The 15,157-nt window shown below is 64.1% G+C and carries 12 protein-coding genes; 7 read left to right on the top strand and 5 right to left on the bottom strand.

Going from position 1 to position 15,157, the window contains the following annotated elements:
- Positions 1-151 precede the first annotated feature (151 nt).
- Both QY049_RS32890 and QY049_RS32885 read left to right on the top strand, forming a co-directional pair.
- Positions 152-1,300, top strand: coding sequence for a YjgN family protein (locus tag QY049_RS32890; RefSeq protein WP_258766889.1), 1,149 nt, complete (start codon positions 152-154; stop codon positions 1,298-1,300).
- A gap of 12 nt (positions 1,301-1,312) precedes the next feature.
- Positions 1,313-2,431 (top strand): M48 family metallopeptidase, encoded by a 1,119-nt coding sequence (locus QY049_RS32885; protein WP_258766890.1) that lies wholly within the window; start codon positions 1,313-1,315, stop codon positions 2,429-2,431.
- An 8-nt stretch (positions 2,432-2,439) separates the two neighbouring features.
- Here QY049_RS32885 and upp read toward each other — a convergent pair whose 3' ends face one another.
- Genes upp through QY049_RS32870 form a run of 3 tightly spaced genes read right to left on the bottom strand, consistent with a single transcriptional unit; the run spans position 2,440 to position 5,625 of the window.
- Positions 2,440-3,069 (bottom strand): uracil phosphoribosyltransferase, encoded by a 630-nt coding sequence (upp, locus tag QY049_RS32880; protein WP_258765346.1) that lies wholly within the window; start codon positions 3,067-3,069, stop codon positions 2,440-2,442.
- Between the two features lie 53 nt (positions 3,070-3,122).
- Complete coding sequence (locus tag QY049_RS32875) at positions 3,123-4,361, bottom strand: URC4/urg3 family protein (RefSeq protein WP_258765347.1); 1,239 nt, start codon at positions 4,359-4,361, stop codon at positions 3,123-3,125.
- A 7-nt stretch (positions 4,362-4,368) separates the two neighbouring features.
- Positions 4,369-5,625 carry a GTP cyclohydrolase II gene (locus tag QY049_RS32870; protein ID WP_194477633.1) on the bottom strand — a complete coding sequence of 419 codons (1,257 nt, stop codon included), beginning with the start codon at positions 5,623-5,625 and terminating at the stop codon, positions 4,369-4,371.
- A 305-nt stretch (positions 5,626-5,930) separates the two neighbouring features.
- On the opposite strand from QY049_RS32870, the gene QY049_RS32865 reads away from it, so the two are divergent.
- The gene (locus tag QY049_RS32865; protein WP_258765348.1) at positions 5,931-7,058 is read left to right on the top strand and encodes a pyridoxal-phosphate dependent enzyme; all 1,128 of its coding nucleotides are present in this window, start codon (positions 5,931-5,933) and stop codon (positions 7,056-7,058) included.
- Between the two features lie 25 nt (positions 7,059-7,083).
- Here the strand turns inward: QY049_RS32865 and QY049_RS32860 are convergent, their stop codons facing one another.
- Both QY049_RS32860 and QY049_RS32855 read right to left on the bottom strand, forming a co-directional pair.
- Positions 7,084-7,899 (bottom strand): DUF2927 domain-containing protein, encoded by an 816-nt coding sequence (locus QY049_RS32860; RefSeq protein WP_258765349.1) that lies wholly within the window; start codon positions 7,897-7,899, stop codon positions 7,084-7,086.
- 83 nt (positions 7,900-7,982) lie between these two features.
- Complete coding sequence (locus QY049_RS32855; RefSeq protein WP_194477630.1) at positions 7,983-8,558, bottom strand: L,D-transpeptidase; 576 nt, start codon at positions 8,556-8,558, stop codon at positions 7,983-7,985.
- A gap of 270 nt (positions 8,559-8,828) precedes the next feature.
- On the opposite strand from QY049_RS32855, the gene QY049_RS32850 reads away from it, so the two are divergent.
- The 4 genes from QY049_RS32850 (at position 8,829) to QY049_RS32835 (ending at position 15,044) form a co-directional block, all read left to right on the top strand.
- Complete coding sequence (locus QY049_RS32850; RefSeq protein ID WP_194477629.1) at positions 8,829-10,376, top strand: acetolactate synthase large subunit; 1,548 nt, start codon at positions 8,829-8,831, stop codon at positions 10,374-10,376.
- A 41-nt stretch (positions 10,377-10,417) separates the two neighbouring features.
- Positions 10,418-10,936 carry a hypothetical protein gene (locus tag QY049_RS32845; protein ID WP_258765350.1) on the top strand — a complete coding sequence of 173 codons (519 nt, stop codon included), beginning with the start codon at positions 10,418-10,420 and terminating at the stop codon, positions 10,934-10,936.
- A gap of 186 nt (positions 10,937-11,122) precedes the next feature.
- Positions 11,123-11,542, top strand: coding sequence for a hypothetical protein (locus tag QY049_RS32840; RefSeq protein ID WP_258765351.1), 420 nt, complete (start codon positions 11,123-11,125; stop codon positions 11,540-11,542).
- Between the two features lie 373 nt (positions 11,543-11,915).
- A complete protein-coding gene (locus tag QY049_RS32835) occupies positions 11,916-15,044 on the top strand; it encodes a CHAT domain-containing protein (RefSeq protein ID WP_301270402.1) in 3,129 nt (1,042 codons plus the stop codon).
- Positions 15,045-15,157: the final 113 nt, after the last annotated feature.

Here is a 15,157-nt window from a genome sequence, read left to right as displayed (position 1 = left end):
TGATCTTCAGCACGCCCTGGCCAACGGAGACGTCCGAAAATTCGCTCGAAACCGAGGCAAATCGAACCCGGCCACCCCGGGGATCGACTAATCTCTGATCTATAGTTTGAGCGGATCGGATCCGCATCCCGAGGTTGCCGCCGTGAACGACATGCAGTGGGCTCCCATCGGCCCCTCCGAACCGGTCCCCCCGCCGCTGCCGCCCACGCGGGTCGACTTCACCGGCAATCGCACCGAGTTCCGCAAGATGGTCACCAAGGGGGCCATGCTGGAGCTGGTCACCTTCGGCTTCTACCGGTTCTGGCTCGTCACCGACATCCGCAGGCATTTGTGGTCGAACACCGCGATCGATGGCGATGCCGCCGAATACACCGGCCGGGCCAAGGAGCTGTTGGTCGGCTTCCTGTTCGCGCTGGCGATCCTGGTGCCGATCTATCTCGGCTATTTCCTCATCGGTATCGAGTTCGAACGTTGGCAGGGCTTTGCCTCGACGCCGCTGTTCATCTCGTTCTACGCCTTCGGCCAGTTCGCGATCTTTCGCGCGCGTCGCTATCGTTTGACGCGCACGGTCTGGCGTGGTGTCCGCTTCTGGATGGACGGCTCCGGCTGGGCCTATTCCTTCCGTGCGATGCTTTGGGGTCTTTTGGTGTTCATGACGTTCGGCCTGGCGCTGCCGTGGCGCGAGGCGTCGCTGGAGCGTTACAAGATGCGGCATACGCATTTCGGCGATCTGCAAGGCGACTTCGAAGGCACCGGCTGGGAATTCTTCAAGCGCGGCTGGTGGCTGTGGCTGCTGAGTCCGATCGCGGTGGTGATCTTCCCGCTCGCGCCGTTCTTCTATGCCGAGTTCAAGGCGCGCGAATGGCGCTGGTGGCTGAACGGCATCCGCATCGGCGGTGTCAGCCTGTCCTCGGATCTGCCGCACAATGCCTTCTACGGCCTGTACTGGAAGATGATCGGCTGGTGGGCGCTGCTCTCGACCCTGTTCGGCGTCTATATCGGCGGTGCCACCTTGCTCGTCGTCAAGCTCACTGGCCTGCCGCCCGAGCAGGTGTTCGGGCCCGGTCATGCGGCCAAGAGCATTCCGATGCTGGTGGCGATGGTGATCGGCTATCTCGCGCTGGCGCTTGCCATCAACATCATCATGCGCGTCTATCTGCAGCGCGATCTCTGGGCCAAGGTACTGGAAACCGTCGCGGTGCATGATATCGGAGCCGCGGCCGACGTTCGCGCCAGCGGCGAACTGGCCAGCGCGCTTGGCGAAGGTTTTGCCGATGGTCTCGATGTCGCGGGATTCTAGATCGTGAGTGATGTGACTGCCGAGCCCGGCGCTGAGACGAAGCCCGGACAAAAGGCTATCTTCTTCGACGGCCTGTCGAGCCGCCGGCGCCAGGTCGTGCTGACGCTGGGCGATGCGCTCGAGATCGTCGAGCCGAGCGATGGGCAGGCGACCGTCACGCGCTGGGCCTACGCCGAAATCCGACGCGCCGACAGTCCGGCCGGCACCCTGCGCCTGACCTCCATGTCCGCGCCGCCGCTGGCGCGGCTCGAGATTCGCGATGCGGCGCTCAGTGCCGGTCTCGTCGCACGCTGTCCGAGCATCGACGAGCACCAGACCACGGGCCGCGGTGTTGCAAAGATCGTGGGCTGGTCGGTCGCGGCCGCCGTCTCCATCGTCAGCGTGGTGCTGTTCGGCGTGCCGCTGGCCGCGGACCGCCTCGCGCCGCTGGTGCCGAAGCCGATCGAGCGGCGCATCGGCGATGCCTCCGAGGTGCAGGTGAAGACGATCTTCCGCGGCGCGGCCTGCGACGACGCGGCCGGTCAGGCGGCGTTTCGCAAGCTCGTCAACCGGCTGCGCGACGCCGCCGGCCTCGACGACGATTCCATGACGGCAGGCGTGCTGCGGACCTCGGTGCCGAACGCGTTCGCGCTGCCGGGCGGCAAGGTCTATTTGCTGAGCGGACTGCTCGACAAGGCCGAAAATCCCGACGAACTCGCCGGCATCCTCGCCCACGAGCTCGGCCATCTCAAGCACTCCGACAACATGCGCGGCCTGATCTACAACGGCGGCACCTCGTTCCTGATCGGCCTGTTGTTCGGCGACGTCACCGGCTCCTCCGCCGTGATCTTCGCCTCGCGCAGCGTGGTCGAAGCCTCCTATTCGCGCGAGGCCGAGACCAATGCCGACACTTTTGCGATCGAGATCATGCACGCGCTCGGCCGCTCGCCGAAGCCCGCGGCCGAGTTGATGTTCCGCATCACCGGCAAGGAAGGAGGCTCGGGCCTGTCGACGATCCTGGCGAGCCATCCGCTCACCGAGGATCGCCTCGCGCGCATGACGAAAGAGGACCGTCCCGCCAGCGGCCCGCCGTTGCTGACCGACAAGGAGTGGCAGGCGCTGAAGGGCATCTGCGGCAGCGGGAAGATTTAGCTTGGCGCCTACCGCGTTCCGTAAGCACGGTCGCCGGCATCGCCGAGGCCCGGCAGGATAAAGCCGTTTTCATCGAGACTTTCATCCACGGCTGCCGTCCAGATGTGCACGTCGGGATGCAGGCCGCGCAGGCGCTCGAGTCCTTCCGGTGCTGCGATCAGGCAGGCGAGGCGAATGTCCTTGGCACCGCGTTCCTTCAATCGGTCGACGGCGGCGACCGCCGTGTTGGCGGTTGCGACGACAGGCGTCACCACGATCGCAAGGCGCTCGCTGAGATCGGACGGCGATTTGAAGAAGTATTCGACCGCGGCAAAGCTCTCGGGCTCGCGGTAGAGCCCGATATGGGCGACGCGCGCGGTCGGCACCAGATCCATCATGCCGTCGACGAAGGTGGTGCCGGCGCGCAGCATCGGCACGAACACCAGCTTCTTGCCGGCGATCTTGGCCGAGTGCATCGTCGCCAGCGGCGTCTCGATGACGGTATCAGTGAGCGGCAGGTCGCGCGTCACCTCGTAGCAGAGCAGCATGCCGATCTCCTTGATCAGCTCGCGGAACGACTTTGTCGAGATCGATTTGTCCCGCACCAGGGTCAGCTTGTGCTGCACCAGCGGATGATCGACGATCGTGACGCCTTCCATGATCGGATGCTCCTGAAATTCTTCAAGTCAGTGCGGCGGGCAACAAGGGTGGGCTAGAAAACGGTGCCGTCGCTGATCACCTTGAGCGGCGGTGAGCCGTCGGGACGGCGCGCAAACGCGATGGCGCGGCCGGCGGCCCAGGTGCCGCCTTCCAGAATGCTGGCGAGCGGCAATGTATCAGGCGTGCGGCCGAGCTTGGCGCGAACAAGATCGGCGACACGATCCAGCAACGCGACGGTCAGCGCGCGCCACTCGACGACGAGCAGCGAGTCGACCGCATGCGCGCGCTCGGCGTCGGCGGGATCGCGCAGGCACAGCACCTCGTGATCGACGAACAGGCCGCCATTGCGGTATTCGGCAAGCCCGGTCAGGCCATCGATGTCGGTGACCTCGAAGCCTGCGCGCTGGAGCGGCTCGATCAGCGAATAGCTCAGCCATTGCGACAGCTTGTGCAGCGGCACGAGGCCGGCGGTCGCATCGTCGCTCTTGATCGCAGGATGACGCCAGCAATCGCCGAGCGGAACGCCGGCGAGCTCGAGTCGTGACGGCCAGATCGGTCCGAGCTGGTTCAGCACCGCGGACAGGATCGTAGGCGCAGGGATGGCGCCGCCCCTCGCTTGCGCGGCGATATGATCGAACAAGCCGCCCGGCCGCGGCCTGTCCTGCATGCCGAAGACATCGGCGCGCGCAGCCACCAGCCTGCCCAGACGTTGCAGCAGATCGGTGCGTCCTTCGAGGCCCAGCAGCGGATTGGCATCGCTCGCCTGGAAGGCCGACGTCAGTGCCGAAAGCGGCAGCTTGGCGAGCACGTCCGCATCGACCCTGAACGGCGCGCGCGCATCGCGCGAAAAGAGGCCGCCGGCAAACATGTCGAGGCTTGCGATCGCGAGCCCCTCGGAGCGGCCGATGCCTTGTCCGGTCATCGCATCACGGTATCGCCACGTCGCGCCCGCGCCGGCGTCGAGCAGGACGCTGACGATGGCGAGGTCGAATTCCGCGCGCGCCCGTGCCGCACGATCGGGCCACGATGTCGCGTCGGCCAATTGCGCCCAGCGGTCCGCGCCGCCGGACACAAAATGCCGCCACCGCGCGTGGAAGGGAATGTCGAGCGTCGGGTAAGCCTTGCGCGTGACGACAAGCACCGCCTCCGCAACTCCGTCCATGCGATCGAGATCGATGGTGAAATGCGTGAGCCCGTCGCGCAGGCCGATGTCGAGCATTTGTCCGGCGCGCGCGCGAACAGCCTTCGCGGTGAGCAGCGCGCGTGCCTGTTGTTCCAAAACGTCCGCCATCGCCGGATCAGTATTTTTCCAGCGAGCGCCCGACCACGCCATCGACGTCCTTCTCGGGCGCGATGTCGGTCGAGTAATAGCCGGCCGCCTTCTTCGCCGCGATCTCGACATAGGCGTCCGCCGGGATCAGCTCAGGCGGGATCGGCACGCGCTCGACGATGTCGATGCCCTGCGAGGTCAGCGCGTCGTATTTCATGTCGCTCATCGACAGGAAACGGTCGATGCGCTTCAGGCCGAGCCAGTGGATCGTATCAGGCATCAATTGCTGGAAGCGCGCGTCCTGCACGCCGGCGACGCATTCGGTGCGCTCGAAATACGCGGCAGCGGCATCGCCGTCCTCCTGGCGCTTGCGCGCGTTGTAGACCAGGAATTTGGTGACCTCGCCGAGTGCGCGGCCTTCCTTGCGGTTGTAGACGACGAGCCCGAGCCCGCCCTCCTGCGCGCCGCGCGCGGATTCCTCGATGCCGTGGATCAGATAGGGACGGCAGGTGCAGATGTCGGAGCCGAACACGTCGGAGCCGTTGCACTCGTCATGCACGCGGCACGTGATCCTGGTGCGATGATCAGGCAGCTTTGTCACATCGCCGAACATGTAGACGGTGGTGCCGCCGATCGGCGGCAGGAACACTTTCATGTCCGGGCGCGTGACGAGCTCCGGGAACATGCCGGCGGTCTGCTCGAACAACGTGCGGCGCAGCTCGGTCTCGCCGGTGCCGAAGCGTTCGGCAAGGCCCGGCAGGTACCAGACCGGATCGATCGCGATCTTCACCACGGAGACGCTGCCATTGGCGTGGACGACCTCGCCGTCGGCGCGCAGCCGCTTGGCCGCCAGCGCCTCGCGGATCTCGGGCAGGTCGAGCCGCGCGCGCGTGATCGCGATGCTCGGGCGGATATCGACGCCCTCGGCGATGTCCTTGCCGAAGTTCTCGGCGACCAGATGGCCCCAGGGATCGAGCGCGACGATTTTCGCGGGATCGCGCCACTGTTCGAACGGGCCGATGGTGGCGGCCGGGAAGGTGTTGGTGAGATCCGGGCGCCTGATGGGATCGAGCGCGCCGGCGGAGACGGCGAGCGCGCGGTACATCGCATAGGAGCCGCCATGGCTGCCGATCACGTTGCGATCCCCGGCGCGCGACACCGTGCCGATGATCGGCCCGCGGGCGCGCGCGTCGGCTGCGCCCCAGTGAATCGGGAAGGCGGCTTTCCGGCCCGGCTCGGGGTGCGAGGTGAGGCGGATATGGTCGGTACGGTTCGCGCGGCTCATGGCCAAACTCCCAAAAAGCCAACGGCCCGCCGCTCGGACGGGCCTGGCTCATCAGCGTTGCCGGAACGAAGCCCCGGCGACGCAATCCAACATATTGTAGCGGCGACCCGCGACAGACAAGTTAATCGTGGCGGGCTGGCGTTCGCCTCCTCGTCCAGACCGGCGAACGACGCCGGAACGTGTTCTATATCTATGTAATCGTTCGAATTTTTGAAGGGGAGGGGGCGGCGCCGCCGAAACAGGTGACTGGATAAAACCTGCATATTCGGACATATCGACCGGATCGGCCCGCCCCGGAGAATGCCATGCCCACCGCCAGCTACATCGATCCCCGCAATGGAAAGCTCTATTCGCTTGATGAGCCGCGCTGGTGTTCGGATGAGCGCACGCCGCTGCTGGTGACGCCGGGGGCGGGGATCTCGCGGGCGGATATCGACAGCGGTACGCGCTCGCTATGGCGCTACCGGGCGGCGCTGCCGGTGGAGATCAAGGACCCGATTTCGCTCGGCACCGGATGCACGCCGCTGGTGCAGCAGGCATGGGGCGATCTGCGGCCGTTCTTCAAGCTCGAATGGTTCAATCCGACCGGCAGCTTCAAGGACCGCGGCTCGGCGGTCATGCTCTCGTTCCTCCGGCAGATCGGCGTCAACGCCATCCTGGAGGATAGTTCCGGCAACGGCGGCTCGTCGATGGCCGGGCTTGGCGCGGCCGGCGGCATGCGCGTGAAGATTTTGGCGCCGGCCTCGACCTCGCCGGCCAAGATCGCGCAGGTGCGCGCCTACGGCGCCGAGGTGCAACTGGTCGAGGGGCCGCGCGAGGAATCGGAGGCGGAAGCCATCAGGCAGTCGAGCCGGACCTTCTATGCCAGCCACAACTGGCAGCCGTTCTTCCTCGAAGGCACAAAATCGCTTGCCTACGAGATCTGGGAAGATCTCGGCTTTCGCGCGCCCGACAACGTCATCGTCCCGGTCGGTGCGGGCAGCAGCCTGCTCGGCTGCGCCTTCGGCTTCCGCGAGCTGCTGAAGGCGGGGCAGATCGCAAAGCTGCCGCGCCTGTTCGCGGCGCAGCCGCTCAACTGCTCGCCGATCGATGCCAGCTTCAAGGCCGGCGTCGATACGCCCGTCGCGCGCGAGGTGAGCAAGACCATCGCCGAGGGCACCGCGATCAAGTCCCCGCTGCGGCTGCGCGAGATCATCGGCGCTCTTCGCGAAAGCGGCGGCGGTACGGTCGCGCTCACCGAGGACGAGATCGTCGCCGCCCTGCGGCGTCTTGCGCGGCAGGGGCTGTTCGCCGAGCCCACCAGCGCCAGCGCAGCTGCGGCGTTGGAGAAACTCGCGGCCGACGGGGCCATCAAGGCGAACGAGACCACGGTGGCAGTCCTCACCGGCACCGGGCTGAAGGCGGCGACCACCGTGGCCGACCTCGTGCAGTAGGGCGGGGCTCGCAACGACGGCGCGCTCACTCCTTCAGATCGTTCACCTGCTTCACCCAGGCGCGCACGTCGGCGAGCACCTCGGGCAGCACCGCTCTCACCTCCAGCACGGTCATGCCGGCCTTGATGCGGGGGTCGTAGAGCAAATTGAGGATGTACTGGTCGTAGACGTCGAAATAGCCCATCGAGACGTTGTCGTTGAACATCGTCCACGGCACGCTGGCGGTGTCGTTGATCGGCCCGAGCGATTGCAGCACTTCCTCGTAGGCGCAGTCGAGGAAGGTGAAGTCGCCGGTGTCGACGGTCAGGATGACGTCGGAATGCTCGATCTCGAATTGCTCGTTCTTGCGGAAGCCGGACAGGCATTGCGGATCGAGCGAGGTGCGGATCTCGCGCGCCTTCTCCGCGCCGTAGAAGCTCGTGATGGTGCGGTAGAGGTCGCGGTCGCGCACCAGCTTCACCCGCACATTCGCCGCCTCGGCGGTGTCGGTCATGGCGATGTCGAGATGCTGCACGCGTTTGCCGATGTCGGCGACGACCCTTGCGAGCTGCGCCTTGCGGTCGGCGCGGTCGGTCTCGGCGAACACGCGCACCGGTCCGTCGAACTTGCGGATGCGATCGACACGGCCGGCGAGGTGGTATTCGGCGCCGAAGGCGGTCTTGAAAAAGCCGTCGACGATCTCGGCGTCGGTAAAGCTCTTCTTCTCGGCACGCTGCCGCGAGGCGATCGCGGGCAGCTCGCCGGCGGTCGCCATGGGCGCGGTGTCAGGCACAAGCGCGAACGCTGCAAACGCCAGCAGGGCGAAGCGAGGGGCAGCCGAGGGCGGGACCAATGCGCTCATCGTCGCGCGACGCTGCCGTATTCGCTGCCCGCGCACAAGTCCGCAAATTCACGCGGCGGGCAGCATCCCGCCGTGTCCGCGGATCAGTTGTTGAGTACGACCACGGTGGTGCCGACGCCGACGCGGCCGTAGAGGTCGGTGACGTCGTCATTGGTCATGCGGAAACAGCCCGAGGAGACCGCCTGGCCGATCGTCTCCGGCTCGTTGGAGCCGTGGATGCGGTAGAGAGTCGAGCCCAGATACATCGCGCGCGCGCCGAGCGGGTTCTCGATGCCGCCCTTCATGTGACGTGGCAGGTCGGGCCGGCGGGCGATCATCTGCGAGGGCGGCGTCCAATCCGGCCATTCCTTCTTGGCGGTGATCTTGTGCACTCCGCCCCAGCGGAAGCCGTCGCGACCGACGCCGATGCCGTAGCGCAGCGCCTGGCCGTTCTGGAGCACCAGATAGAGCCGGCGCTCGGCGGTGTTCACCACGATCGTGCCGGGGGCATAATTGCCGTTGTACATGACGGTGGTGCGGGGGATCGGGCTCGCGCCGCCGCCGAGAAAGCCGGTGGAGCTGGTGCCCGTGAAGTCCACCATCCCCGCCGCGGACGCGCCGGCCGCGCCGGCCAGCAAGAGCGCCATTGCGGTGATCGGCGCGGCAAAAAACCGGATCATTGCTTCCCCCAGAAAAAAATCGATTCAACGACAGCCACAGGCCATATTTGCGGGCATTTCGCAAGCCACGGCCCCGTGAGACAGGGCATCCCCCGGCGGATGGCGTTACCAAAACGGCAACCGCGCCAATTTGTCGAAAAAAGCATTAGCCAAACCGGCGGATTGCCATGCGGGGCAGGGCCGCAATGCCGGCTATTGCTTTGACCGGGCCAGCGAACAATGATTGATCGCAGGGATCACTGGAAATCGCCGATTGCGGGAGCAAGAAGAATGAACGGTGCGGAAAGCCTGGTGCGGACGATGGTCAAGGGCGGGGTGGACGTCTGCTTCACCAACCCGGGCACCTCCGAAATGCATTTTGTCGCGGCGCTCGACCGCGTGCCGGGCATGCGCTGCGTGCTCGGCCTGTTCGAGGGCGTGGTGACGGGGGCGGCCGACGGCTATTTCCGCATGAAGGGCTCGCCGGCCTCGACCCTGCTGCATCTCGGCCCCGGCCTCGCCAACGGCCTTGCCAATCTGCACAACGCCAAGAAGGCCAATTCCGGCATCGTCAACATCGTCGGCCAGCACGCCGTCTACCACATCGACTACAACGCGCCGTTGACCTCCGACATCGAGGGCCTGGCCCGGCCGATGTCGTCCTGGGTCCGCACCTCGCCGAATTCCAAATCGGTCGCCGCCGACGGTGCCGCGGCGATCGCCGCCGCCAGGAGCGCCCCGCCGCAGATCGCGACCCTGATCCTGCCCGCCGACACCGCCTGGAACGAGGCCGATGGCATTGCCGAGGTTCCGGCCGAGCAGCAGCGCGCCAGCTATTCGCCGCAGGCGGTCGAGCAGGCCGCAAAGATCCTGCACGGCGACGGCGAGGGCACGCTGCTCCTGATGACCGGCAGCGCGCTGAGCGAGCACGGCCTGGCGCTGGCCGAGCGCATCGCCGGCAAGACCGGCTGCACCGTGATGGGCCCGACGTTCCGCCCGAAGATGGCGCGCGGCCGCGGCCGCTTCTCGATCGACCGCATCCACTACGTCATCGAGAACGCGCTGCCGATGCTGGCCAAGTTCCGTCACATCGTGCTGGTCGAGTCAGACGATCCCGTCGCGTTCTTCGCCTATCCGAACAAGCCGAGCATGCTCAAGCCCGAGGGCTGCGAGGTCCATCGCATGACCTCCTGGGGCGAGAATTCGGTGGCGGCGCTGGAAGCGCTCGCCGGCGCCGTGAGGGCCAGCGCCAGGGACGTCAAGCCGCAGGCGTTGCAGGAACTGGTCAAGCCGACCGGCGCGCTCACCTTCGCCTCGATCGCGCAGGCGATCGCCTGTGCGATCCCCGAGAACGCGATCATGGTCGACGAATCCCTCACCACCGGCCGCGGCTTCTTCCCGCCGACCGCGGCAGCCGCGCCGCACGACTGGCTCCAGAACATGGGCGGCTCGATCGGCTTCTCCACGCCGCTGTCGATCGGTGCCGCGATCGCCTGCCCGGACCGCAAGGTCATCACCATGGTCGGCGACGGCAGCGCGATGTACACGATCCAGTCGCTGTGGACGCAGGCACGAGAGAATCTGAACATCGTCACCATCGTGTTCGCCAACCGCATCTACCAGATCCTGCGCGGCGAGTTCGACAATGTCGGCGCCGGCGAGCCCGGCCAGCGCGCCAACGACATGCTCCGCCTCGATCGCCCGACGCTCGATTTCGTCGCGCTGGCCAAGGGCATGGGCGTGCCGGGCCGCGCCGTCACCAACGCCGACGAGTTCAACAAGGCGCTGGCAGAGGCCGTCGCCGAGCCGGGGCCGCGGCTGATCGAAGTCCAGATGTAAGGGGCGCGCAAACGACGGAGCGCCGAGAGCCCGGAGGCAAAATGCAGACCGAGCTGAACAAGGTGATCGCGGCGCTCCGGGACTTCTACGCCCACGAGGGCTTCCTGTTCGAGAAGGACATCGGCGAGCGTGCGATCACGCACCGCTTCGCCGTCCATCTCGAGCGGCAGTTTTCCGGCTGGTCGGTCGACTGCAATTACGACCGGCTCGGCGAGCGGACGCTGCACCTGCCGCACGGCACCATCATCTCGACCGACGATCATCTCGGCAAGTCGATCTATCCCGATGTCGTGGTGCATCAGCGCGAGATCCCGAACAACCTATTGACCGTCGAAATCCGCAAGGCGAGCAATCATACGCCGCTGGAGCACGATCAGCACAAGCTGATGGCGCTGACCGATCCGCATGTCTGGTTCGCCTATTGGATCGGCGTGCTGCTGGTGCTCGACCAGCACAACGTGACCATGTCGGAGGTCTATGTCAGCGGCGGTATCGATCAGGTGCAGTCGCTGTGGTTCGCGGAGCGGCTCGCGGAGAGTGGTCTTGGGGAAGCGCGTTAGGGCGCCTACTCATAAACGTGAGATATCGAGGCAGAGCGGAACACGATTAGCGACGCGACCCGTGGGACATTTGACTATTCGTTAGCGTGGCATAGACTGATTACCTGAGGTCGGCTCGTCGCTTGCTGACACCAAGATTTTGCTCTCCAACTGATTGTCCATAGATAAATCAAAAAGGAATTTTTTATGCCGGACCGATTTCGAGCCGCGTCACTTTTCTTCGTCTTTTCGTCACTGCTCTATTGTGAACACGCTCTCGCTCAGGATTCCTCGTCCCGTTACGGGATGGGTGGTCAAACCAAGCAATTTGGTGAAGTCCGCAAGCAGATCTCCGAGAGCGGTCAACCTTTCCGAATCGAAGGTCATTGTCAGTCGGCCTGCACAATGTTCCTCAAATTGAAGAACGTCTGTGTCGACCCGAATGCCGAACTATTGTTTCATGCGGCCGAAACCCCCAAAGGTACGCAGAGGATGATGAACTCCTACAATGGCTCGCTGCGCGGCTACCTCGTCGCAAATCACATCATGGAAACTACCAGCTTCACCACCATCTCAGGGCGGGACATGATCAGGAAATTTGGTTATCGGTCCTGTTCACCGAAGTGAGTGTTCTGCATTCTGGTCGACGCTTGCTCTCGCCGGAGTACGGTCCCGTCGAGCGAATCGCTGCGCTGCCGAGCTAAACGATTCCGTTTTTGGTGTCCGTGCAGCATAGGCGTGCCAGGGACGCAAATGGCGCCATCTCCTTCTTGTTCCTCCTGAAAGTAGTTTTGAATTTTTCGAAGACCTGCAGTGCACGACCTGTCCCGTTAGAGAAACAACGACTGAGATCAAATTGCAATTTACTCGCAGTCTCCATCGGGCTGCGCTTGAGCGAGGACTCCGCATGGACAGGTGGTCAGGGTGGACAATCGTCCTTTGCCTTGTACTAACGCTCGGTCCCCTGCAGGCACAACCCGATGAATGCTCTCGTGACGCGTTGCAAAAGCATGCCTGCGAAACACCGAACGGCAAAGCCACAGAATCAAATGTTGGCGTCCCGCTCCCGGCAAGCTTTCTTCCTCCGCCGCGATCGATTGCGGATATCACCGCGATTCTCGATAGCGAAAAGCCCGATCCCGCCACTCTGGCTAGAATGAAATCTGCCGCCGACGCGGAACCTTCTGACGACCTTTCGCAAGGGCCGCTGGCGCAATTCTACTACGCCCGATCCGAGGCGAGGGGAATCCTGGGGCGCTCGGCCGATGCGCTGGCCGACAGTCAGCACGCGCTCGTCGTCGCGCGGGCGGTCGGCAACCATCGTCTTGCGATGCGGATCGGGATGGATGTCGCGAGCAGGCTCAAGACGGTGGGTGACTACAAGCGCGCCCTCGCGATGGCAGAACGGCTGATGGCCGAAGCCGATCAACCGCGCACAAGGGGTAATTTGTTCCCCCTGCACCATCTCGCTGTCAATATTGCGGTTGCCATGGGGGACCTGCCGCGGGCTGACGAGTACTTACGACAAGCACTGGCCCTCATCGAGGAGGCGCGCAGTGGCAACCCCCGCTGGCAAGCCTACCGCATCAGAGGCAGCTCATGGGAATGTTCAATTGCATGGATGCAAGCGGTCATTTTCGCCGCGCGAGGCCAGTATCGTAGTGCCGAGGCCGCCTATGTTCGGGCACGCGAGTTCAGAATGAAATCGATCGAGGTCTTCGACAAGCTAGCAAAAACAGACCCGGACGTGCCGCTGGATTCGGACCTGCAGAGACAGACCGATTCATTTCTGCTGAATATCGCCACGATGAAATCACGGCAAGGACGGCTGGCTGAAGCCGAGTCGGACGCTCGCATCGCATTGTTTTCGCGTCTCAAGGCGGACGGCAAGTACAATCGTCTGACAACGCCCTACGTCACTCGTCTTGCCAACATCCTGAATTGGGAAGGCCGCTTCTCAGAGGCCGAGAGGCTCGTACGAACGGGCCTCGACATCCAGCGCACGCTTGGTATCGGCGACGCGGATCCGAATAGTGCCTACGCTCTCTCTTGGCTCGGTTCTATCCTGACCGGCGAAGGGAAAGCGGATGAGGCAAATGAGGTCTTCGACCAACTCGACCAAGCGGTCGCCACCTGGGATGCCCGGCAACGGGAGGGTTTGCTGTGGAACGCCACGCGGATCAATGCGCTCTTGGCTTCAGGTAGAAACGAGGAAGCGCTCGGCGCTGCGCAGGCACTTGTTCAACACGAGGTCGCACGTTTCGGCGAGAGCAACTATGATAGCGCCTCTGCAAGGGGCGTTCTGGCCATTGCCTTGATGCGCGCGGGCAGAGGCGCCGAAGCAATCCACGAGTTCAAGCTCGCGTTGCCGGTGCTGCAAGCGGCGCAACAGGACTCTGATGATAATGATGCTGCGGTTGTGGCAAAGGCTGAGGCCCGACTGAAGTTCATCGTCGAGAACTACATCAAGCTCCTCGCAACAACCCGAAGCCCAGCTGACGACATTGCTGCGCAAACTTTCATCTTGGCGGACTCCATTCGCGGGCACGCAGTGCAGCAGGCTTTGGCCGAGTCGAGCGCACGCGTGGCGGCAAAGGATCCGGCGCTCGCCGAGCTGGTGCGCAATGAGCAGGATCTGAGTAAACAGCTCAGGGCTCGGGTCGGCTCGCTCAATAATCTTCTAAATGTGCCGTCAAGCGAGCGCGACGAGAAAATCCTGCACGACGTCGAGAGTTCGATTGCGCGATTGCGTGTCGATCGGGACGTGGCTCGTGCCGAGATGAACGGGCGGTTCCCTGCCTATGCTGATCTCGTCAATCCGAAGCCGCCTAGCATAGCACAGATCAAGGACGCTCTTCACGACGGCGAAGCGGCTCTGTCGTTCTACTTTGGAGACGATGCGAGCTTTGTCTGGGCGGTCCCAAAGAGCGGCCCGATCGCTTTTGCTTCCGTTGAAGCCAAACCCGATGAAATCAAAAGCAAGATAAAAAAGCTGCGGGAAGCCTTGGAGCCGGAAGCGGCGTTGATTTCCGATATCCCGCCCTTCGACGTCGGCCTCGGTTATCAACTCTATTCCCTCCTGCTGAAGCCCGTTGAAGCCGGCTGGAAGCAGTCGAAAAGCCTGATCGTGGTGACGAACGGTGCGCTCGGGCTGCTACCGCTGTCGCTGTTGCCGACCGCGCCATCCGTGCTCAAATCCGACGACGGTCCGCTCTTCGCAGGTTATCGGAATGTTCCTTGGCTGGCTCGCACACATGACGTCGTTACTCTGCCATCATTGTCGGCACTTCGTACCCTGCGTTCCCTGCCGGCGGCCGCTTCCGGACGCAGCCAACTCATCGCATTCGGTGACCCGCTCTTCAACGAACAGCAGGCCGAGGAGGCGGAAGAAACGAACGAGCCTGTCAATCCCTCGGCTGCCTCAACTATGCGTCGCCGGCCATTAAGTCGGAGATCAATTCCGAAGCTGGAAGGCATTGACAGCGCCGAGCTCGCGATGCTGCCACGGCTTCCGGACACTGCCGACGAACTCAAGTCGATCGCGCTTGCGCTGGGGGTCGATCCGTCGAAAGTGCTGAGGCTTGGGAGGGATGCCAACGAAAAGGTCGTCAAGACGACGAATTTGTCCAGCTTCAGGATCGTCGTTTTCGCGACGCATGGCCTCGCGACGGGGGAACTCGACGGGCTGACGCAGCCTGCTTTGGCGCTGACCGCGCCTGCCGTCGCTGGCGTCGACGGCGATGGGTTGCTCACGATGGAGGAAATCTTGCAACTGAGGCTCGACGCGGACTGGGTCATTCTTTCGGCCTGCAATACGGGTGCCGGGGAAGGGGCCGGCGCGGAAGCAGCATCTGGGCTCGGCCGCGCGTTTTTCTATGCAGGCACACGGGCCATTCTCGTAACCAACTGGTCGGTTCATTCGCAATCGGCAAAGGAGCTGGTCACCGATCTATTCAAGCGCCAGGCAGATGATCCCAAGCTGACGCGCGCTGAAGCGCTACGGCAGGCGATGATGGCTCTGATGGACGGGCCGGGTTATGTCGGCCCCGACGGGAAGACAGAGTTCACTTACGCTCACCCGTTGTTTTGGGCGCCCTATACCATCTTGGGCGACGGAGGCACGCGTTGATCGCCTCGAAAAAAGGGAGCGCGACGCAAGTTGGTGTTGTCCCGGTCCGAGAGAGGTAGACCATGGGGCAACTCGTCTTTGGCAAAAGGGCCGCCCGCTTCGCGCGAGCGACC

This window comes from Bradyrhizobium sp. WYCCWR 13022 (genome assembly GCF_030435535.1).
Classification (GTDB): domain Bacteria; phylum Pseudomonadota; class Alphaproteobacteria; order Rhizobiales; family Xanthobacteraceae; genus Bradyrhizobium.
This window is presented reverse-complemented; position numbering and strand designations above follow the sequence as displayed.